The following is a 19707-nucleotide window of genomic DNA, read 5'->3' as shown; positions in this document are numbered from 1 at the left end:
AATGGACCAGCCACGACCTACGCAAGCTGGCCCGCACCGGCTGGGCTGACCTGGGTGTTGACCACCTGGTGGGCGAGCTACTGATCAACCATGCCATGGGCCACAAACGTGAAGGTGTACATCCAGTCCGACGTCATGGCCCGCAAAGCGTGAGGCGCTGGAGAAGTGGCACGCACACCTTGATCAGAAGGGTTTCGAGTCGGTTTCACGGCTTGACCGGTGATAGATCAATGGATTCATGGATTCTCTCGCGGGCGGCAGAACGTGCGGGTTTCGACGGATTTCCGGTATCCACCATAAGCGAGGATTCGAAATGATGGCTACTCCGCATTGGGATGACGCGCCGGCTTGGGCTGCCTGGCTGGCTCAAGACGAAGAGGGTGACTGGCATTGGTTTGAGAGCGAGCCTGAAGCGAACAGCAGCCGAAGCAAGCTCGGTTTCTGGAGGCGCACAGAGGGACGCTGTAATTGGGCCCGGAAGACCCCCTGCTACCGGCAGTGGCACGAAAACCCTCACTGATCGACCGGAGGGCCAATGAGCAAAAATCCACGGCCCATCCTTCAAGAAGGCCGTGATCGAGTTGGGTAAATGCCCTTTGTGCCGTGGGAGAGCGGTCACTCAGGGTGTGTTTCACGAACTGCCATGTGACCACTGCAACGCCTCGGGCTTTGTGGCGGCTGCAACCGGCGAGGCTCTGGCCCTGGATGAACTGGTGACCCAGCTCAGCATGAGGCTTCGGGCAGCGCTCCGGCAGATCGAGCAGTTGAAGAACCCTCAGGCATCCGGGCCTGAGGCTACATATCAGGGAAGCAACCGGCGCGGCGCCGGCGGCACCAATTACACCGGGGATTGAGGGGGAAGGACATGAAGAAACGAACCTACGTAGACAAGGCCCTTGGTGACACCGCGTACATGCTCGAGCAATGGGGCTGGTGGCTCATGGATGGCAGGGGCGTGCCTCAGTATGTCTGCCCGCTGTATGCGCTTATGAAGGAACACGCCCCAGCGGAAGGCGGGCTCAAGCAATACGTGATCACGGACGATCTAGCGCTTGCGGTGGACGGCGCTGTAGCCAGGCTGAACAAGCGCAACCCGCAGATGGGTGGTTTCGTCTGGCTGTACTTCGGTGCTAAGTGGCCGGCACTGCGGGTCGCCCGCGAGCACAAGATGAGCGAAGCTAAGGCGCGCGAGCTGATCAACACTGGAGTGGCCTGGATCGATTGCGCCCTGGAGCAATTGCGCGAGGCTGCATAAAAAGCTTTCCGCGCGGATAAACACCTGTTTTCATAGCAGCGTGTCCAGCTTGCAAGCAACGCGACACAGACGAACCCCGGCCATTGCGTCGGGGTTTTTCGCTTCTGCGGATGACCTGCCCAGGCAGCTGGGCTAAGTCGGTAGTGGCGTCGATCAAAGCCGTGCGCTCCCTGATCGGCTACGCGATGAGAGTCTGGGGTACGTGACCCAGCGAGCCAGACCAACAAGCCGGGAAGCGCCGGCCCTCCGCACCCTTTCCGAGCCTAGGCGTCCGCCGGGGCTTTTTTGTTCTTGGAGATCAGCATGAAGAGCTCGTACCGCCAAGCTGTGGAGTCGGTGATTGCGCAAGAAGCGAAGCTGGGCGAGTTGACAAGGCTTCATGCCGAAGCCGTTGATCGAGAGAAACAGCTAGCTGATGCGCTGCGGCTCAATCGAGAGGTTCTGGCGCGATATGAGTCCAGGGTTTCGGAGATTGAGACGCAGATGGCTAAAGGTGTCAGCTTCCCGTCAGAAGCCTAGGTACTTCTCAAGCAGGGCAGGGTATTCGAGTTGCCCTTTCACTGCCTTTTTCCGATTGCTCACGTCAATCACCACCATTTTGTCCTTGTTGGCATTGAACTCACTGCCGTAGTACAGGGCTGAGCACAGATCTTCCGCTGTCGTATCAAGCTGGAGGCAGTAGAACGATGTGGTTTCATCCCAGTGCTTGTACTCAGTGAGCTCGTTTATTTTCTTTACGAACGAGTCATATCGCGCTTTCCGAGTTTCATCAGACTTGAACTCAAAGGTGATGATGAAGTTTGCCATGGTTCCATCCTGTGTCGCGGTGGTAGGGGTTGCGACGATAGCACGGGGCCGCCATTCCACGTATCCAAGGGCTCGCCATTCCGGCGGGCCTTTTTTGTTTCTGGAGCATGCAGATGTCCGGGCAGATCCTCGCCAAGCTTGATGCTATACAAACCACCATCGCCAGCCTACGTGCCGAGGTTGGCGGATTGCAGGCCCAGTTATCAACCAAGGCGGATAGCACTGCGGTCACGGCGCTGTCGAGCACCGTCCGGAGTCAGGGCGGCACGATTACTTCTCAAGGCGGGATGATCACAGCTCAGGGGAAGGCGATCAGCAACCTGACGAGCAGGATCGATTCGCCATGCGATTGCCGCAAGGCGGCCGCTTCGGCAGACACTGCCCTCGATACGACTCGGGTCCAGGCCCAGATGTACATCAACGAAGCAGCCATCGAATCAGCCTCCATTCGAACTGAGGTGTCAGCCCGGGCCGAGGCTGATGTCGCGCTGGCCAGCTGCATCGGCGCACTCACCTCGATCCCAACCGCCACCCTGGAGAGCGGGCTGGAGGTAATGGCCGGGCTGATCCACGATTCGAAGCTGGGCGAGCAGTTGCTGAGCGCTGAGCGTTTTGGTGTTGACGATGGTCTGGCCAACATCATTCGCCAAGTCATCCGCGACGAGCTGAAGCCTGGCGGGATGCTGCATCGTAGCTGACACAGGATTCGATCTTATTTCCTTGGAGTATTGAATGGACCCGACCGACCTCGGCCCAGGCACAGCCACCTGGCTGGGCGGAACGGGCACTGTATTGCTTGGCGGCTTCCTGTGGTTGAGGAAGTTCCTCTCGAAAGATGCCGCAGACCGCGCCATGGACAATGCCGATATCGGCACCGTCCGCCGCTTGAATGAACTGCTCGACTCCGAGCGCGAAGCCCGCAAGCTGGCAGAAGCCCGCGCTGATCAGTTCGCCAAGGAGCGCAATGATCTGGCGATATCGGTCGGTCGCCTGGAGGGCAATATCCTCGCCTTGACCAGGCAGGTTGAGCAGCTGACCGACAAGGTCACCACCCAAAGCGAGGAGATCTCACGACTTCGCGCTCAGCTTGGAGGTGCCGAGTGATGGACAAATGCGCATTGGAATTCATAGCCAGACGCTGGTGGCGACGGGCTGAGGTATGGGTCATCGCCATACTGCTTATCGCAGGTGGCGCTGTACTGGGTTGGCAGTCGGCTTATTGGGCCATGGCGAGCACTCAGGCACGCCAGGTCGACGAGATTCGCCAAGCTTACGACGCTGCCATGACCGAGCGCGACAAGCGCCTGGATGAGCTGACCAGCAAAGCCGAGAGCGCCGCTACCAAGGCGTCGAAGGCAGCAACCACCGCGACTCAAGCAGCCGACAAAGCTGACGAAGCGCTGAACCGAGTGACGCAGTAATGGCCAGGCTCAAGACGCTCGGATCGCGCATCAAGGAGAGCGCAGGGTCGCGGGTCAAGGTGGTCACACCTGGCAGCTGGCGGAGCGGCATGACCAGCTCCCAACGTGGCTACGACTACCGGTGGCAGAAGGCGCGAGAGCAGTACCTGCGTGATAACCCGCTGTGCGCTTACTGCGCCCGGCAGGGGCGAACGGCAGCGGCCAGCGTCGTCGACCACATCGTGGCGCACCGAGGCGACAAGGATCTCTTCTGGAATCAGGCCAACTGGCAGCCGCTCTGTAAGCCCTGCCACGACTCGGTCAAGCAGGCCGAGGAGGCTGCCGGCCTGGGTGGCTGAGGCGTCAGCGGATCCTCGCGAGGCGGCAGGGCGACTCATGAGGTACGTCAGTGACGTGCTTCAAAAGGGGTAGGGGGGGCAAAAGCTAGGGATTCTCATCTAGCTAGACCGCCACCGACCCCATGTACACATTTTTTCCCGTTTCAGGAAAAGTTAACCATGGCTTTAACCGACAAGAAGCGGCGGTTTGTTGACGCTTTGTTGTCGGGGGCCACAAATCGTGAGGCGGCGCTCGCCGCTGAATATTCCGAGAAGACCGCGTCCCAAGCGGGCTCCAAGCTTGCGAAGGACCCCGATGTCCTTGCAGAGGTCGGGCGCCGCTTAAAGCAAAAGCAGGCCACCAGCACCGAGGTTAAACCCTTTCGAAAAGTTAAAGCAGAACAGCCCCAAGTGCAGCAGGCGGACGAGCTGTCTTTAACCGAGACGGATGATCCCCGCGAGTTCCTCACCGAGCTCATGAACGCTGAAAGCGCCGACATGCGCATGCGGCTGGAAGCGGCCAAGACGTTAATGCCTTATGTGCACGGCAAGGTCGCCGACCAGGGCAAGAAAGAGCAGAAGGCCGAGGCCGCCAAGCAGGTCGGCAAAGGCAAGTACTCCCAGGGCAAGCCGCCTCTCTCCGTAGTGAAGAACTGACCTATGCAATGGACAACAGCCTGCCCGGATTGGTGGAGGTGTCTGGCAGCGGGCGAATCAATCATCCCTGAGCCGCTGTTTCCAGACGAAGCTGAAGCCGGACTCGATGTGTTCAAGGGGCTGAAGATCGTCGATGCCCCGGGCAGCCCCACCATTGAGGCCGCCTGCGCACCCTGGGTCCTGGCGTTCGCCGGGGCCATCTTCGGCAGCTACAACAGCGAGACCGGCGAGCGTTTGATTCGGGAAGTGATGCTGTGCATCCCGAAGAAAAACAGTAAATCTACGATCGCTGCAGGGATCATGCTGACGGCACTGATCCGCAACTGGCGGCTTTCGGCTGAGTTCATCATCTTGGCGCCGACCAAGGAGATTGCCGACAACTCGTTCATCCCGGCCAAGGACATGGTCAACAATGACGATGAGCTGAAAGCGCTGCTGCATGTCCAGCCGCACCTGCGGCTGATCACTCATCGCGAGACCGGCGCCACCTTGAAGGTGGTGGCTGCGGATAGCGACGTGGTGGGCGGCAAGAAAGCCGTCGGCGTCCTCATCGACGAAGCTTGGCTGTTCGGCAAGAACCCGAAAGCCGCTGACATGATCCGCGAGGCTACTGGCGGTCTGCTGTCGCGACCCGAAGGCTTCATCATCTGGCTGACGACCCAGTCGAACGAGCCGCCGGCCGGCGTGTTCCGCTCCAAGCTCAGCTATGCACGCGGCGTGCGTGATGGCCGAATCGATGACAACCGCTTCTTGCCGATCATCTACGAGTTCTCTCAGGAGATGATCAAGAGCGGCGAGGCGCGGAAGCCCGAGAACTTCCACCTGGTCAATCCGAACATCGACTATTCCGTCGACCGACCTACGCTTGAGCGCCTCTTTATGCAGGCTGAGCTGGACGGCGAGGCTGAGTTGCGCGGCTTCCTGGCAAAGCACCTCAACATCGAGATCGGCCTTGCGCTGATGTCCGATGCTTGGGTTGGGGCGGAGTTTTGGGAGGCTCAGGCTTCAGCGTGGCTCAGCCTCGACGAAATCCTCACGCGATGCGAGGTCATTGATGTTGGCGGTGACGGCGGCGGTCTTGATGACTTGCTCGGTCTTGCCGTGATGGGCCGAGAGACCGGAACCCGCAGGTGGTTCCACTGGGCTCACGCTTGGGCGCATCCCTCGGTTCTGGAGCGGCGCAAGTCAGAAGCGCCACGCTTGAGAGACCTGGAGAAGGCGGGCGACATCACCATTGTGGATCGCATCGGTGATGACGTTGAGCAATTTGCGGCCATCGTGGCCCGCGTCAATAACACCGGGCTACTCGACAAAGTCGGTCTCGACCCGGCCGGCATCGGTGCAGTACTCGACGCGCTTGCGGATGCTGGCGTTGAGGAAGACAAGATCGTGGGGATCTCTCAAGGCTGGAAACTCACCGGAGCAATCAAAACGACGGAACGCAAGCTTGCCGAGGGCACGCTGCTCCATTGTGGTCAGCCGCTCATGGCCTGGTCCTGCGGAAATGCCAAGGGTGTGCCTTCAGCCAACGCCTTCTTGATCACCAAGCAAGCATCGGGCACCGCAAAGATTGACCCGCTGATGGCTACATTCAACGCCGTTTCACTGCTGAGCCTTAATCCAGAGGGCAGGGGCGGGATGGACAATTTCATGGCAGGCATTCGGGATCCACTGATCGCATGAACGCATTTCATATTTTCATCGCCTGCGCAGTGGTCGCTTTCTGCCTGGCATGCGGCGGGGTCTGGATGCTGGCTGGTACCGGCTGGGCCTTGCTGGCGGGATCGCTGAGCTTCTTCTGTATCGCCGGCTTCATCCGCAGAGGGCTTGTCAGTGATTAAAACCCTATCCCAGGCATTGGGGACTGCTGCCGCCAAGCCTTCAGCCAGTATGAGTGAATGGCTGGGCAAGACTATCAAGCTGTCTGATGGAGGTTTCTGGAGTGCCTTTAACGGTGCCCACTCCAGCAGTGGTAAGTCAGTCAGCGTCGATCAGGCCATGCGGCTATCCACCGTGTGGGCGTGCGTTCGGATTATCTCGACCTCCGTAGCTGGCTTGCCGTTGAGCATCTACCGGCGCATGCCAGATGGCAGTCGTGAGAGCGCGCGAGACTTCCCGCTCTATGATGTGGTGCACACCAGCCCCAACGAAGACATGGCCGCCTTCCACTTCTGGCAGGCAGTCGTCGCTTCGATGCTGCTCTGGGGGAACGCCTATTGCGAGATCCACCGCTCTGCTGGTCGCGTCATCGCCCTGGATTTTCTGATGCCGTCGAGAGTCGACCTCGAGTTCGACGATGATGGACGACTCAGGTATTTCTTCAGGCCCCGAAAGGGCGCCCGCCGAGAAATCCAGCGGCAGGACATGCTGCACATTCCGGCCTTTACCCTGGATGGCCGAGTCGGCCTTTCAGCTATTCGATACGGCGCGGATGTGTTCGGTTCGGCGATGTCGGCAGACGATGCCGCCAACAGTACCTTCCGCAATGGCATGATGCCCACTGTCGCGTTTTCGGTGGACAAGACGCTGAACCCCGCTCAGCGCGTTGAGTTTCGTGAATACGTGAAGACGATCTCCGGAGCATTGAATGCCGGCAAGAGCCCCGTGCTCGAGCAGGGTGTGAAGCCGGAAATGATCGGCATCAACCCCGCCGATGCGCAACTGCTGGAGTCGAGAGCGCACAGCATCGAGGAAATCTGCCGCTGGTTCGGGGTCCCACCTTGGATGGTGATGAAGACCGACAAGGGCAGCAACTGGGGAACAGGACTGGAGCAGCAGCAGATCGCGTTTCTCACCTACTGCATCATGTCCTTCACGGCGCCAATCGAGCAGTGCGTGAACAAGTGGTGCATGACGGCGGTTGACCGGATCAAGTTTTATGCCGAGTACTCGCTTGAAGCATTTCTGCGTGCGGATAGCGCGGGCCGTGCGGCCTATCTCAGCACGATGGGGCAGAACGGCTACCTGACCCGAAACGAGGGGCGGCGGAAAGAGAATCTTCCCAGCATGCCTGGTGGCGATGTACTGACCGTGCAATCGAACCTGGTGCCGCTGGACCAGCTGGGCAAGCAAAACGATGGTCAGGCCGCACGGGCTGCACTGATGAACTGGCTGCAAGAGCCGGAAAGCAAATCTCGGGAGTAATCCATGAAACACAAGATCCAGTCTCGCGGCCTGCGCAGCGAGATGAGCCCGCGCGCGCTCGATAAGTGGAATCCCGCGATCCATGCGGCCGTTGAAAACACATCGGACACCATCACGGTGTACGGCGTGATCGGTGAAGACTGGTACGGCGAGGGGGTCACGCTCAAACGAATCGATGCCGCGCTGCGTGCTATCGGCGAGCGCGACGTCACCGTTTACATCAATTCGCCCGGCGGCGACATGTTCGAAGGCATTGCTATATACAACCGCCTGCAAGAGCACAGTCATGAGGTCACCACCAAGGTGCTCGGCATGGCGGCCAGCGCTGCCTCGATTGTCTTCCTGGCTGGCAAAAAGCGAGAGGTGGCCAGTAGCGCCTTTCTCATGATCCACAACTGCTGGACCTGGCTCGCCGGAAATCGCAACTACCTGCGCGATATCGCCGCCGACATGGAGGAGTTCGACGCCGCGATGGCCGACCTCTATGCCGAGACTAGCGGGCAGCCGGCAGAGGACATGGCCGAACTGATGGACGACGAAACCTACATCCGTGGCAAGCGTGCCGTGGAGCTTGGTCTGGCTACTGGGCTGCTGTCGTCCACCGAGGTCACCGAGCGCGAAACCGAAGACGCCGCTCAAGCCAATGCACTCAAGGCCATGGATGTAGCCCTGGCCAAGGGCGGCATGCCTCGCTCCGAGCGCCGAGAACTATTCGCCAGTTTCAAGTCCGGCATGCCTCGCGCTGCCGGCGGGGGTACGCATAACGCTGCCCCGCCCGATAAGCCCCGCGCTGTCGCGCCAGACCTCTCCGCCTCTCTGAGCGCGGCAACCAACCTCCTCAATTCTCTGAAAGGAAAGTGACCATGGACTTTGAAGCCCAAGTCAAAGAACTCAACGCCAGCCTCAAGGGCATTGGCGATCAGATCAAAAGCCAGGCCGAGGCGACCGAAAAGCAAATCAAAGCCTCCGGTGAAATGAATACCGAAACCCGCGCCAAGGTCGATGAATTACTCACCAAGCAAGGCGAGCTTCAGGCGCGCCTGGGCGAGGCCGAGCAGAAGCTTGTCAACGCAAGCCGGGATCGCAGCCATCAGGAAGAGCCCCAGAAATCGGTCGGCGCTCTCGTGATCGAAAGCGAAGAAATGAAGGATATGAACTCGTCCTTCCGTGGTTCTCGTCGGGTCTCCGTGCCGCGCGCGGCCATCACCACCGCAACCGGTGGTGACCTGGTGCAGACTCAGCGCTTGCCGGGGATCATTGCCCCGCCTCAACGCCGATTGACCGTCCGCGACCTGGTTGCTCCGGGAACCACTGAATCGAACTCCATCGAGTACGTCCGTGAAACCGGCTTCACCAACAACGCCCGTACGGTGGCGGAGAACACGGCCAAGCCGTACTCCGATCTGACCTTCGGCCTGGCCACTGCGAACGTGCGGACCATCGCCCATTTGTTCAAAGCCAGCCGCCAGATGCTGGACGATGCCAAGGCACTGCAGAGCTATATTGACGGTCGTGCACGCTACGGCCTCACCATGGCGGAAGAAGCTCAGTTGCTTTACGGCAACGGCACCGGCGTGAACCTGCAGGGCCTCATGACCGTTGCTCAACTGTACGCCGCCCCGGCTGGTGTAGCTGTAGTGGGCGAGCAGCGCATTGACCGCCTGCGCCTGGCGCTGCTGCAGGCCGAACTGGCCGAGTTTCCATCCGACGGCATCGTGCTCAACCCGATCGACTGGGCGGCCATTGAGCTGACCAAGGACGGGGAAGGCCGCTACATCATCGGCCAGCCTCAGGAAGGCACCAACGCGAAACTCTGGAATCGCCCTGTGGTTTCTACCCAGGCCATGACACAGAACGACTTCCTCGTCGGTGCGTTCAAACTCGGCGCCCAGATCTTCGACCGCATGGAAATCGAAGTGCTGATCTCGACCGAGAACGGTGACGACTTCGAGAAAAACATGGCGACCATTCGGGCAGAAGAGCGACTGGCCTTTGCGATCTATCGCGAAGAGGCTTTCGTGACCGGCCCGCTTACAACCGTCACCCCCTAAACCTCCCACGATGAGGCGCCGGTAAAAGCGCCCCACTGGAGTACTCATATGGCACGTAAACAGGAAAAACAAGAGTCCACGGTTGAGCCGCAGGATACTGCCTCGACCGCTGAAACGAGCGGCAGCCAGCCTGAAGATGGGGCTTTGACCCTCACACTTGGTGATGCAGCGTCGCCAAATTCTGGCGAATCGGGCGCTTCTGAAACTGATTCAGGCTCGGGAGATAGCACAGAGCAGACACGGCCAGAAGCACCGGAAAACTCGGGGCCTGGATCGATCGTCTCAGCAACCGACCTGAGCACCAGTGCCGAAGCCTCCGCTTCTGAAGGGGGGGCATCGGAACGCGCAGGACAGAACGGGCCGGCGGTGGCTGAGAGTGGCGACGATATCGCCCAGCCAGTTGGCGAGGATCAGGTTGCGGCTAACCCTAATCCAGCAACTCTTCAGGTCTACCCGATGCGGTCCTACATGGATGAGGGCGAGCTCCGGCGCCGTGGTGGCCCGGCTTACTCAGTGCCTCGGCGGCATGCTGAAGAGTTGGTTGATCGTAAGCTGGCGTCGTTTGAGCCGCTGAAGGAGTAGCGATATGCCGGTCACCAGCATAGCCATCGCCAGGCATCACCTGCGGGATCCCGACGACGATGACGAATACCTAGAGCTCCTGATCGAGGCGGCTGAAGGGCAGGCGATGGACTATCTGAACCGCCGCTTTTACGCCGACCAGCAGACGATGGATGAGGCAGTCGCCGTCGGGGATGCCGGCGACACCCCCATGGTCTGCAACAAGCAGATCAAGGCTGCCTGCCTGCTGATCCTCGGCCACCTTTACGCCAACCGTGAGGATGTGGTGATCGGGACCATTGCCACCGAACTGCCCAAAGGATCGGTGGCGCTCCTGACACCTCACCGGATTGGGTGGGGCATATGAGGGCCGGCCCGCTGCGTAATCGCTGCCAGGTGGCGTTCCCTCTTGAAGAGCGGAACAAGTCTGGCGGCGCGACGGTGACATGGCTGCCGGCAACCCCGCCCATCATGTGGGCTGAGATTCGTACCCCCACCGGAAGGGTGGCACCAGTAGCTGAGAAGCTGGCGTCTGTAGTCACCGCCGAGATCATCGCCAGGCCGCGCGCCGACATAGTTGCCGGTTGGCGAATAACAAGACGCGGGGTGACTTACAAAGTCGAAGCTGTGCTGCCCGATAACGATAATTCGCTGATGAGGCTTCTTTGCTCATCAGTCCCAAACCCATGAGGTGAAGAATGAAAATTCGAGCACTAGGCCCGCTGACGGGCGCATCTGGTGAGCGTGAGAAGGGCGAAGAGTTTGAGGTCGACAAGGCCTATGGCGAAGGCCTGATTGCCCGGGGGTACGCCGAAGCGGTCACCGACAAGGCCGCGAAGCCCGCAAAGGCTGATCCGGCCAAGGAGTAGGGTATGGCGCGCCGGTCGAGCCTTCGCGGTGACATCCGGCTACGCCGGACGCTGCGCAACATCCACAAGACGATGGACAACGAGTTGCAGCCCGCGATGCTAGAGGCGGCGAACCGCATCCTGGAGACCCAGCGTGAGTTGATGCCCAAGGACACCGGAGCAGCTGCTGCCGCGCTCAGGGTTTACGTTTCGCCCAGCGGTTTAGATGCCCAGATCGGCATCCGTGGCAAGCGCGACAACCGGCGGTTCTTTTACCTGCGCTTCATCGAATACGGCACCAAGGGTTATACCGGCGGCAAGCTGACCGGTGATCGCAATCGGCGTGTCACCAACAAAAGTGATGGCACGCACTTCTTCGGCAAGTACCCAGATATCCCGGCTAGGCCGGCTCATCCCTGGCTGCGGCCCTCCATCCAGGTCAATCGGGAGTTTGTCATGGCTGACATCAAAGCCGCCGTGAACCGAACGCTGCGCAAGGCAAGCCAAGGGGTAGGCAATGGCTGATCCATCCCTGGCTCTGCAAGAGGCGATCTTCGCTAGGCTTCAGGCCGAGGTCAGCTGCCCGATATACGACGGCGCGCCGCTGAACGCCGAAATGCCGTACGTCTCCATCGATCGAGAGGTTTCGGTCAACAGCAGCCCGATCTCGGGCCGCAAGCGCGAAACGCGCCTGCTTTACCTGTCGGTCTGGTCCGATGCCGTGGGCCAAGCCGAGGTCAAACGCATCAACGGCGAAGTCATCGCCGCCCTCGATGAGCGCCGGCTGCCGCTGGAGGTGGGCCGAGCGGTTTCCGTTCGGGTCGAGCAGTCCGACGCCCAGCGCGACGCCGACGGCATCACATACCAGGGCTCGATCACCGTCCGCGTGATCACTACCCACTGAACTACCCACCGGCCGCGCCGCGGCTTTAATCCAATGTGCCTTTGGAGGAACCCCCATGGCCGACGACAACCTCAATACAGCCGCCGGCTGCCGCCTTGCCATCGGCGGCAAGACCGGTGCCGACAGCGAAACCGAATACAAGGCCGACACGTACGTGCAGGTGGGCGAGATCGAAGATCTCGGCGAATTTGGCGACACCTTCAGCGCAGTGAACTTCACTGCTCTGAGCGATGGCCGCGTGCGCAAGTACAAGGGCACCGCCGACGCCGGGAACATGACCCTGACCGTAGGGCTGGACAGCGGTGATGCCGGTCAGAAGGCCGTATCGGTAGCGCACAAGGACCGTTCCAAGGGCAATTACAACGTCAAGGTCACGCTCAACGACGGTGACCCAGATGCAACCCCTGCCATTCTGCCGACCACCTTCTACTTCGGCGTGAAGGTGATGAACAACACAGTGGCTCCAGGCGCGGCTGATAACGTGGTGCGTCGCAATATGACGTTCGCGATCAACACCGACATCATCGAAATCCCTGCCGGCCCGGCCGCCCCATGACCGAAGGGGCTGAGCCCCTTCCATCGTTGAGAGAACCCCAATGAGCGAAGCCCTGCATGGCACCGTCACACTGGTGATCGGTGCGCGCAGCTACACTCTTAAGCCCACGCTGGATGCGGCGCTGCGCATTGAGGCCCGTTTTGGCGGGCTGCGCGGCGCGCTGGAGGCTATGCGCCTGATGAGCATCGCCGCCTGTGCCGACGTTGTTGTCGCAGGGCAGACCTGAAGCCGGATCAGCACCCCGTCATCGCAGGTGAAGTGTTTCACACCGGCGTGGCTCAAGTGTCCGGCAAGCTGACCGAGTTCATCACCGTCCTGCTCAACCCGGTGCCACCGAGCGTGGCTGCCCGGGGAAAGGACGAGGCGGTCAGCACAGCGCAGTGAAGAACGGCAGCTACGTCGACTACTTGTTCGGCGTGGCCACCGGCTGGCTTGGCTGGCCGCCTGACACCGCGTGGCACACCCCCATCCCGCAAATCATGCTCGCTCTCGATGCTCGGCTCGATTGGACCGGACGAGGGCAGGGCCAAGGCCAGGGGCAAGCCCCGGCGTCCCCGCAGACGCGTAAACGCGTTGCGGACAAGTTGAAGAGCTTCCTGCGAGGGCGGCCCAAACAGTAGACAGCGTGCCGCCTCCGTGCGGTTTTTTGTGCTTGGAGATTTGCATGGCCGACCAACAAGTCCAGGGGATGCTGGTCCAGATCGAGGCCACCACGGCACAGCTGCGCCGCGAACTGGCCAGCGCGGACCAGGTGGTGGCACGCACCGCCCAGTCGATCGACCGCAACCTGGAACAGGTTGACTCTGCGTTCGACACCGCCGGTGTTGCTGCTCAGAGGGCTGGGGGCCTGATGCGTGGCGCCTTTGCCGCCGTCGCAGGTGCCGGCCTGATTGGCAGCATCATTCAGCAGGTTGACGCCTACGGTCAGATGTCCGACCGCATGAAGGCCGCAGCCGGCAGCGCTGGTGAGTACCAGGCGGTGCAGGAGCACCTGCTGCAAACTGCTCAGGAAACCTACCGGCCCCTGGCTGAGGCCCAAGAGCTGTACATCCGCACCGCAGATGTGATGCGCAGTCTGGGCTTCAACACCCAGCAGACGCTGGATATCACCGACAGCTTCAGCTTCCTGCTTGTGACCAACGCTGCCGCTGCCGACAAGGCCGGCTCCGCACTGGATGCCTACTCCAAGGCATTGCAGACCGGAAAAGTTGAAGCGGATGGCTGGGTGTCCATTCAGGACGCCATGCCCACCATCGTCACTGCCATCGCCACCGCTACAGGCAAGAGCGCGGAGGAGATCAGAAAGCTCGGTGTCCAGGGCAAGCTGTCGCTCGATGATATCAATACCGGCCTGCTGCGAACCGTGGAGGTCAACCGCAAGGCTGCGGCCGATATGTCCACCAGCGTCCAGGACGCGATGGTAAGCATCAGCAACGCCATTCAGGCATTCCTGGGGGGTATGGAGGAGCAAACCGGCATAGTCGCAGGCCTGGCGAACGTGCTGATTGCGCTGGCGGACAACGTGGATCTGGTGGCCGTGGCCATGGGCGGTGTCGGTGCTGCGGCCCTGACCAACTACGTGGCCAAGTCTGGCTTGGCCGTCCAGGCGGCACGGGCTGACCGTGCAGCGCGTATTGCCCAGGCCGAGGCAGTTTTGCAGGCGGCCATCGCCGATCAGCGCAAGGCGCAAACCGCAACCATCCTGGCCGCCCGCGAGGCTGCGGCAGCGCAAGGCACTGCGGTTCAGACGCAGATGTCGATCCAGCTGGCTCAGGCGCGGCAGAGAGAAGCTGCTGCTACTGCAGCGGTAGCAACTGCCCAGAGTGGCCTTCGAACTGTCAGCGCCGGCTTGCTTGGTGTACTGGGCGGACCGATGGGCCTGGCCCTGCTGGCAGGTACCGCAGCGGCCAGCTTCCTGTTGTTGCGCGATAACGCAGATCGGGCGGGCATCAGCCTCGAAGAGATGCATAAGCCGGTCTCGCAGTTGCGGGAAGAGTTCGCGAAGCTCAACAAGGACCAGCGCGAAGCGTCGTTGGTCAAGTGGCAGCAGGAACAGATCACTTCTGCAGACAAGGTCAAGGACGCATACGGCGACCTGGCCCAGTCCATCCGGTCTGCTGTAGTCACTGCGCCGGCGCGTGACTCCGGTGGCCAATACAACCGCCAGCTTGCCGAATACCAAGGCCTGATTGACCGCCTAAACGAAGCACGGTCCGCCGGTCAGGGGTTGTCGCCCATCCTGCAGGAGGTAGGCGCCCGACTACAGCTTCCGGCCGGAACCCTGCAGCAGTGGATCACCCAGGCTGGCGCTGTCAGCGATGCCGATCAGCGTTCAGGCCTGATTGCCGAAACCCTTCGGGTGCTCACCGGGATCACCGAAGAAAACACCTCGGCCACCCAGGCGAACAATGCCGCGAAGGTCGGCATGAGCTCGGCAGGGCAGACCTACCTGGAAACGCTCCAGAAGCAGCTGGCAGGCCTGCAGGATAATGGCGATGCGACGAAAATCGCCAACCGATACATCGCGGAAAACGCTGACCTCACCGAAACAGATCGCCAGGCGATTCTTTCGGCTGCCAGCGCGATCGAGTCGCAGAAGAAGGCCAACAAGGATGCCGCCGAGGGCAGCAAGGACCGCACGAAGGCGCTAAAGGATGAGATCAAGGCCCTCGACGCGATCATCGACCGCGCGTTGCCCGAGAAAAAGCGGCTGGAGGATCTGGCGGAGGGCGTGCAGGGGCTTCGCAAGGCGCAAGCCGCAGGCAAGATCACCGCCGCCGAGATGGAGCTCGGCATCAAGAACCTCAACACGGCCTATGCCGATCCCGTCCTGCAGAAGCGAGCCGAGGAAGAGCGGAAGCTTGCCGAGGTGCGGCGTAACAGTGCCGAGGCCTATCGCAAGGCGATGGAAGTGGTCCTGCAGACCCGTCAGGACGCAATCAATGCGGATGTGGCCGGCGTAGGTATGGGCGATGACCAGCGTGAAGAGGCCGACCGGTTAAACACCGTCCGGCAGAAATATGCGGAGGCGCGTCGACAACTGGAGGAGCAGCAAGAGGACGTGTCGCGCCGGCTCAGTCAGGACGCCTACCAGCAGCGGCTGGCAGACCTCGCCGACTACCAGGCGCGTGAGTTGCAAATGGAGGTCGACGGCTTCGAGGCTAGATTGCAGGCGCAGCGCGACTACCGAAACGGCGCCAAGCGGGCTTGGGCCAATATCCAGGCTGACGCAGCGAACGTGGCTGGCGCAACTGACGACATGCTCACCACCGGTTTCAATACGGCACGTGACGCTGTGGCCGAGTTTGCCATGACGGGGAAGGCCAACTTCAAGAGCTTCACCGTTAGCGTGCTCTCGGATATGGCCAGGATCGCCAGTCAACAAGCAGCAAGCTCGTTGCTGAGTGGGCTTGTGGGGCTGGGGGTCTCGGCAGTCGGCAGCTACTTCGGCGCCGGGTCCGGCAATGGCATGACTCCGGGATCTGCCGGAGCGATCTCCTCTAACCTGGGCGCATCCCAGGCTGGCTATGGAAGCACGTATTTTCCGCAGGCCTTGGGTGGCGCCTGGTCGAACGGTGTGCAGATGTTCGCCAAAGGCGCCGGGTTCGCCACCAACAACATTTTGAACACGCCGACCATGTTCGGCATGGGCAATGGCGGGCTGGGAGTCGCTGGTGAGGATGGGCCTGAGGCGATCATGCCCTTGGCCCGCGGTCCTGACGGATCTCTGGGTGTACAGATGGTCGGCGGCTCCGCGAGCGGCGGCACACTCGTGCAGGTTGATGCTCCTATGTATTTAACCGTTCCGGATAGGAGTGACGAGGGTATGGAGCTTGATAGCACTGCGCTTCAGCAGAACATGCAGAAGCAGATGCAGGGTGTAGCTGAGCGCGCCATTGCTGATTCTTGGCGTGCCGGAGGCGTGAGCTATCGAAACAGCAACGGGAGACGCTGATGGCGATCGAAACATTTACTTGGACACCTGACGACGAGGCTGGCGGTGACAGCACCCTGCGGACTCGGACATCACAGTTCGGTGACAACTATGCCCAAGTGTCCACCGATGGCTTGAATGCCGAAACAGACAGCTGGTCGCTGTCGTTCGGCGGCCTGGCTGACGAGGTCGCGCCCATCCTGGCCTTCATTCGGCGGCACCGGGGCGCTACCGCGTTCTTGTGGAGCAACTCCGAGGGTGTACTCGGCATGTACCGCTGCAAGGCCTTTCGGCAGCAGCGCAAGCCGGGTGGGGTGGTGGTGCTGACGGCAACCTTTGAGAGAGCGTTTCATCCATGAGCTTGATCACTCAGTTGCAGAAGCTGGAGCCTGGGGCGGAGATTCTGCTGTTTGAACTGGACGGCTCGGATTTCGGCGCAGACATGCTCCGCTTTCATGGTCATGCTATTCCGCACACGCCTCAAGAGCTGGCCGCCGCTGGCGTGAATGCCGACCAGTTGCCGGCCAAGTCGATCTGGTGGCAGGGCAACGAGTACGGGGCCTGGCCAATGCAGATCGATGGCATCGAAGCCAATTCGGACGGCACCGCCGTGCGGCCCACGCTTACCGTAGGCAATGTCAACGGCCGGATCACCGCCCTGTGCCTGGCCTTCGATGACTTGCTCGAGTTCAAGTTGACGATGCGCCACACCATGGCGCGCTATCTGGATGCTGCAAATTTCCCCGATGGTAATCCGGAAGCGGAGCCCACCGAGGAAGCGATCGAGGTCTGGTACATCGATCAGAAGGTTTCTGAGAGCGGCACCACGGTTGCCTGGGAGCTGGCCAGCCCGGGTGATGTTGGCGGGGAAACGATCGGCCGGCAGATGACGCAGCTCTGTCACTGGGCAATGACTGCAGGTTACCGGGGCCCGAACTGCGGCTACACCGGCCCTTACTTCGACCTCGACGGCAACCCCACGGACGACCCGGCCAAGGACCAGTGCAATGGCTGCCTGGATTCGGGCTGCATTGTTCGACACGGCCAGGGCAGCCAACTGCCTTTCGGCGGCTTCCCAGCCGTTTCGCTGATCGCACGGAGCTGACCATGCGCAAACACATCCTTGCCGCCGTGCAGGCGCACGCCGCGGCTGAATACCCGCGCGAGTGCTGCGGGCTGATCGTTGCCGTAGGTCGCGCCCAGCGCTATGTGGCCTGCGAGAACACGGCTACCGAACCTGCAGAGGAATTCCAGATTGCGCCGGAGCAGTACGCAGCAGCCGAAGACGTGGGTGAGGTGATCGGCATTGTGCACTCGCACCCGGACGCCACCAGCAGGCCGTCGCCGCGCGATCTGGCAATGTGCGAGGCCACGGGCCTGCCTTGGTACATCCTGTCATGGCCGGAAGGCGACCTGCGCACCATCACGCCAACCGGCCATACGCCGTTACTGGGCCGGCCGTTTGTTCACGGCGCCTGGGACTGCTGGCAGGTATGCGCAGACTGGTACAAACGCGAGTGGGGCCTGGAGTTCGCGGCTTACGCGAGGGAGGAAGGGTGGTGGGAGCAGGCAGACGGCCCGAGCCTTTACGAGCAGGCCTATGAAGCTGCTGGCTTCTACCAGGTCAGCCAGCCTCAGCCCGGCGACATGTTAATAATGGCCATCGGGCGCACGGCTCATCCAAATCATGCCGGCATTTACCTTGGCGCCGACGCGCAGTTGCCTGAGGAGCAGGCCCAGGTCTTCGGTCTTGGCCCATTTATGTTGCACCACCTGCTCGGCAGGCCATCAGAAATCGTCGTGTTCGGTGGGCCGTGGTTTGACCGGACGCGCCTTATCCTCAGGCACAAAGATGTAATACAACCAACATGAAGGAGTAGGGCCGCAGGAGCAGTCAATGAATCGGCCTTTTGGAATGTCTGACGACAAAGCTTATATCACCAGCACTGTCATTATTGGTAAGGGTCGGTTCTCCGGTGTTTGAAGCGGTCTGCCAGAGGGTTTTGTGGGAAGTCTCAAGAGTAAGTCGACTTTTGGAGCATCCGCTTGTTCGTCTGGAGCAAAAGCTTCGCCTTAAGTCACTCAGACAAGCTGACGCGCTGAATTCAAAAGCTGCGAAGGCAAGTTACCGTTTGACCTGACCCCAAAAGCTGGTCCCCATGACTTCGATGCCGTCATCCTACGCGCTTCGGCGTAAGCTATGCCTTGCTCACCCTGAGAAACATGGATGTGCGCAAGCAGACCTCAAAACCATAGCCGTGAGAGCTTGAATATCAGATGCATGGGAGTTCACAATTTTTTGAATCTCTCGATATTGCTGCGCTTCCATTTGGCCTCAAAATCATAGTCGCGCCGATATTGGCGCAACCCCAGCCCTTGGGCTAGCAGTCCAAGGGCTGGGAGTCTTTTATTTTTTCTGGTTAGCGTCAGAAGGGGGGGGTGGCGGCGGAGTAGGTGCAGTAGTTGGCATTGGCTGACGGATGTTGGTCGGCATTAAATGTTCATTTCCGACAAAAACTTCGCCGTCGAGAAATCGCTGTTGTAGATCTTTATTTTCATCATTAGCCATTTGATACTCCTTGTGTGAATTCTACCCAGTTGACTTTGTCTGCATTGATCATCAAAGATGCAGTGCCCTCGCATTTTAACAAGCTTGAGCCATCTATCCAGTGCGGCTCATCTACCAAGTAGAAGCTACCTGGGTCTGTCGATGGATGAGCGGCTATGTAGCCCATAATTCGCCGGCCATCATTAAGCTGAAGAACGGCGGCGACGTCGCCGTATTTTCTAAACACGTGGATGTGACTACTGTGAGATGCCTTGGAGGTGATTTTTAGCTTTCTGGCTAATGAGAAAAATATATCCTTATTGCATGCAAGTGCTAGGAGGGTACCGAAGGCCAGTGATGTGAAAATCGAGTAATAAATAACATTCGATTCTTTCCAAACTCCGACCGAAAAAAATTGGCCGATAAAAATCAAAAGCCACCCTGTCGCGCCAACAATTAGGTTGATTATTGGGGTGCATATAAGAGCTTGCAAAATCCGCTCAAATTGAGAAGGCTTAGGTACATCTGCAAACCAGTAAAAGATAATTGTCGCCAAGAAGCCAGGCAGCAGTAGTTGCAGCGTTGGCAATAGTTCTTTTGTTGCTTCTTCCATTGAAGGTTTTGATCCATTTTTCTGCTGGATAGTGGCTAAAGGCTACGCTAACCGTGCTTAGGTGTGGTACTGGCGTTTCATCCACGCTGGA

At 60.1% G+C, this 19707-nt stretch carries 28 protein-coding genes and 1 pseudogene; 26 read left to right on the top strand and 3 right to left on the bottom strand.

Annotated elements, in window-relative coordinates; all coding sequences use genetic code 11:
- The first annotated feature begins 545 nt into the window (after positions 1 to 545).
- The 3 genes from LOY26_RS16670 (at position 546) to LOY26_RS16660 (ending at position 1774) form a co-directional block, all read left to right on the top strand.
- Positions 546 to 854 (top strand): hypothetical protein, encoded by a 309-nt coding sequence (locus LOY26_RS16670; protein ID WP_258714917.1) that lies wholly within the window; start codon positions 546 to 548, stop codon positions 852 to 854.
- An 11-nt stretch (positions 855 to 865) separates the two neighbouring features.
- Complete coding sequence (locus tag LOY26_RS16665) at positions 866 to 1255, top strand: antiterminator Q family protein (RefSeq protein WP_186654734.1); 390 nt, start codon at positions 866 to 868, stop codon at positions 1253 to 1255.
- A 303-nt stretch (positions 1256 to 1558) separates the two neighbouring features.
- Positions 1559 to 1774 carry a hypothetical protein gene (locus LOY26_RS16660; protein ID WP_258713879.1) on the top strand — a complete coding sequence of 72 codons (216 nt, stop codon included), beginning with the start codon at positions 1559 to 1561 and terminating at the stop codon, positions 1772 to 1774.
- Here LOY26_RS16660 and LOY26_RS16655 read toward each other — a convergent pair.
- Positions 1763 to 2062, bottom strand: a complete 300-nt coding sequence (locus tag LOY26_RS16655; protein WP_186654729.1) for a hypothetical protein — start codon at positions 2060 to 2062, stop codon at positions 1763 to 1765. The two genes, LOY26_RS16660 and LOY26_RS16655, sit on opposite strands and share 12 nt — an antisense overlap.
- 113 nt (positions 2063 to 2175) lie before the next feature.
- Between LOY26_RS16655 and LOY26_RS16650 the strand changes: the two genes are divergently transcribed.
- From LOY26_RS16650 to LOY26_RS16540, 23 genes and pseudogenes are all read left to right on the top strand, one after another.
- Positions 2176 to 2760: a hypothetical protein gene (locus LOY26_RS16650; protein ID WP_186654727.1), complete on the top strand. Its 585-nt coding sequence runs from the start codon at positions 2176 to 2178 to the stop codon at positions 2758 to 2760.
- Positions 2761 to 2794: 34 nt separating this feature from the next.
- Entirely contained in the window at positions 2795 to 3166 is a 372-nt protein-coding gene (locus tag LOY26_RS16645) for a chemotaxis protein (protein WP_186654725.1), read from the top strand.
- The gene (locus LOY26_RS16640) at positions 3166 to 3483 is read left to right on the top strand and encodes a hypothetical protein (protein ID WP_186654722.1); all 318 of its coding nucleotides are present in this window, start codon (positions 3166 to 3168) and stop codon (positions 3481 to 3483) included. The genes LOY26_RS16645 and LOY26_RS16640 overlap by 1 nt, the downstream gene beginning before the upstream one ends.
- Positions 3483 to 3821, top strand: coding sequence for an HNH endonuclease (locus LOY26_RS16635; protein ID WP_186654720.1), 339 nt, complete (start codon positions 3483 to 3485; stop codon positions 3819 to 3821). The genes LOY26_RS16640 and LOY26_RS16635 overlap by 1 nt, the downstream gene beginning before the upstream one ends.
- A gap of 159 nt (positions 3822 to 3980) precedes the next feature.
- Positions 3981 to 4457, top strand: coding sequence for a terminase small subunit (locus tag LOY26_RS16630; protein WP_258713878.1), 477 nt, complete (start codon positions 3981 to 3983; stop codon positions 4455 to 4457).
- A 3-nt stretch (positions 4458 to 4460) separates the two neighbouring features.
- Positions 4461 to 6140 carry a terminase large subunit gene (locus tag LOY26_RS16625; protein ID WP_258713877.1) on the top strand — a complete coding sequence of 560 codons (1680 nt, stop codon included), beginning with the start codon at positions 4461 to 4463 and terminating at the stop codon, positions 6138 to 6140.
- Positions 6137 to 6298: a hypothetical protein gene (locus LOY26_RS16620; protein WP_096426472.1), complete on the top strand. Its 162-nt coding sequence runs from the start codon at positions 6137 to 6139 to the stop codon at positions 6296 to 6298. The genes LOY26_RS16625 and LOY26_RS16620 overlap by 4 nt, the downstream gene beginning before the upstream one ends.
- The gene (locus LOY26_RS16615) at positions 6291 to 7601 is read left to right on the top strand and encodes a phage portal protein (RefSeq protein WP_258713876.1); all 1311 of its coding nucleotides are present in this window, start codon (positions 6291 to 6293) and stop codon (positions 7599 to 7601) included. Before LOY26_RS16620 ends, LOY26_RS16615 begins: the two co-directional genes overlap by 8 nt.
- 3 nt (positions 7602 to 7604) lie before the next feature.
- Positions 7605 to 8462 (top strand): head maturation protease, ClpP-related, encoded by an 858-nt coding sequence (locus LOY26_RS16610; protein WP_258713875.1) that lies wholly within the window; start codon positions 7605 to 7607, stop codon positions 8460 to 8462.
- 2 nt (positions 8463 to 8464) lie between these two features.
- On the top strand, positions 8465 to 9652 hold the full coding sequence (locus LOY26_RS16605; RefSeq protein WP_258713874.1) for a phage major capsid protein: 1188 nt from the start codon (positions 8465 to 8467) through the stop codon (positions 9650 to 9652).
- A gap of 48 nt (positions 9653 to 9700) precedes the next feature.
- Positions 9701 to 10234: a hypothetical protein gene (locus LOY26_RS16600; RefSeq protein WP_258713873.1), complete on the top strand. Its 534-nt coding sequence runs from the start codon at positions 9701 to 9703 to the stop codon at positions 10232 to 10234.
- A gap of 4 nt (positions 10235 to 10238) precedes the next feature.
- Complete coding sequence (locus LOY26_RS16595; RefSeq protein WP_258713872.1) at positions 10239 to 10580, top strand: head-tail connector protein; 342 nt, start codon at positions 10239 to 10241, stop codon at positions 10578 to 10580.
- Complete coding sequence (locus LOY26_RS16590; RefSeq protein WP_258713871.1) at positions 10577 to 10903, top strand: phage head closure protein; 327 nt, start codon at positions 10577 to 10579, stop codon at positions 10901 to 10903. The genes LOY26_RS16595 and LOY26_RS16590 overlap by 4 nt, the downstream gene beginning before the upstream one ends.
- 8 nt (positions 10904 to 10911) lie before the next feature.
- Complete coding sequence (locus tag LOY26_RS16585; protein ID WP_020190149.1) at positions 10912 to 11082, top strand: hypothetical protein; 171 nt, start codon at positions 10912 to 10914, stop codon at positions 11080 to 11082.
- 3 nt (positions 11083 to 11085) lie between these two features.
- Positions 11086 to 11586, top strand: a complete 501-nt coding sequence (locus LOY26_RS16580; RefSeq protein ID WP_258713870.1) for an HK97 gp10 family phage protein — start codon at positions 11086 to 11088, stop codon at positions 11584 to 11586.
- Positions 11579 to 11965, top strand: a complete 387-nt coding sequence (locus LOY26_RS16575; RefSeq protein ID WP_232858382.1) for a DUF3168 domain-containing protein — start codon at positions 11579 to 11581, stop codon at positions 11963 to 11965. Before LOY26_RS16580 ends, LOY26_RS16575 begins: the two co-directional genes overlap by 8 nt.
- Positions 11966 to 12020: 55 nt before the next feature.
- Complete coding sequence (locus LOY26_RS16570; RefSeq protein WP_060709072.1) at positions 12021 to 12521, top strand: hypothetical protein; 501 nt, start codon at positions 12021 to 12023, stop codon at positions 12519 to 12521.
- 40 nt (positions 12522 to 12561) lie between these two features.
- Positions 12562 to 12905: pseudogene (locus tag LOY26_RS26910) on the top strand (hypothetical protein).
- Positions 12902 to 13141 carry a hypothetical protein gene (locus tag LOY26_RS16560; protein WP_258713868.1) on the top strand — a complete coding sequence of 80 codons (240 nt, stop codon included), beginning with the start codon at positions 12902 to 12904 and terminating at the stop codon, positions 13139 to 13141. The pseudogene LOY26_RS26910 and the gene LOY26_RS16560 overlap by 4 nt, the downstream one beginning before the upstream one ends.
- A 44-nt stretch (positions 13142 to 13185) precedes the next feature.
- Positions 13186 to 16476 (top strand): phage tail tape measure protein, encoded by a 3291-nt coding sequence (locus tag LOY26_RS16555; protein ID WP_258713867.1) that lies wholly within the window; start codon positions 13186 to 13188, stop codon positions 16474 to 16476.
- A complete protein-coding gene (locus LOY26_RS16550) occupies positions 16476 to 16814 on the top strand; it encodes a phage tail protein (RefSeq protein ID WP_258713866.1) in 339 nt (112 codons plus the stop codon). The genes LOY26_RS16555 and LOY26_RS16550 overlap by 1 nt, the downstream gene beginning before the upstream one ends.
- Positions 16811 to 17560: a phage minor tail protein L gene (locus tag LOY26_RS16545; protein WP_258713865.1), complete on the top strand. Its 750-nt coding sequence runs from the start codon at positions 16811 to 16813 to the stop codon at positions 17558 to 17560. Before LOY26_RS16550 ends, LOY26_RS16545 begins: the two co-directional genes overlap by 4 nt.
- Positions 17561 to 17562: 2 nt before the next feature.
- A complete protein-coding gene (locus LOY26_RS16540; protein ID WP_258713864.1) occupies positions 17563 to 18327 on the top strand; it encodes a C40 family peptidase in 765 nt (254 codons plus the stop codon).
- A 535-nt stretch (positions 18328 to 18862) separates the two neighbouring features.
- Here the strand turns inward: LOY26_RS16540 and LOY26_RS16535 are convergent.
- Both LOY26_RS16535 and LOY26_RS16530 read right to left on the bottom strand, forming a co-directional pair.
- Positions 18863 to 19024 carry a hypothetical protein gene (locus tag LOY26_RS16535; protein ID WP_258713863.1) on the bottom strand — a complete coding sequence of 54 codons (162 nt, stop codon included), beginning with the start codon at positions 19022 to 19024 and terminating at the stop codon, positions 18863 to 18865.
- Positions 19017 to 19616 (bottom strand): DUF6338 family protein, encoded by a 600-nt coding sequence (locus LOY26_RS16530; protein ID WP_258713862.1) that lies wholly within the window; start codon positions 19614 to 19616, stop codon positions 19017 to 19019. The genes LOY26_RS16535 and LOY26_RS16530 overlap by 8 nt, the downstream gene beginning before the upstream one ends.
- Between the last annotated feature and the right edge of the window lie 91 nt (positions 19617 to 19707).

The organism is Pseudomonas sp. B21-047, assembly GCF_024748775.1.
GTDB lineage: Bacteria > Pseudomonadota > Gammaproteobacteria > Pseudomonadales > Pseudomonadaceae > Aquipseudomonas > Aquipseudomonas capeferrum.
The sequence above is the reverse complement of the archived record's forward strand: the minus strand, read 5'-3'. Positions and strand labels throughout refer to the sequence as shown.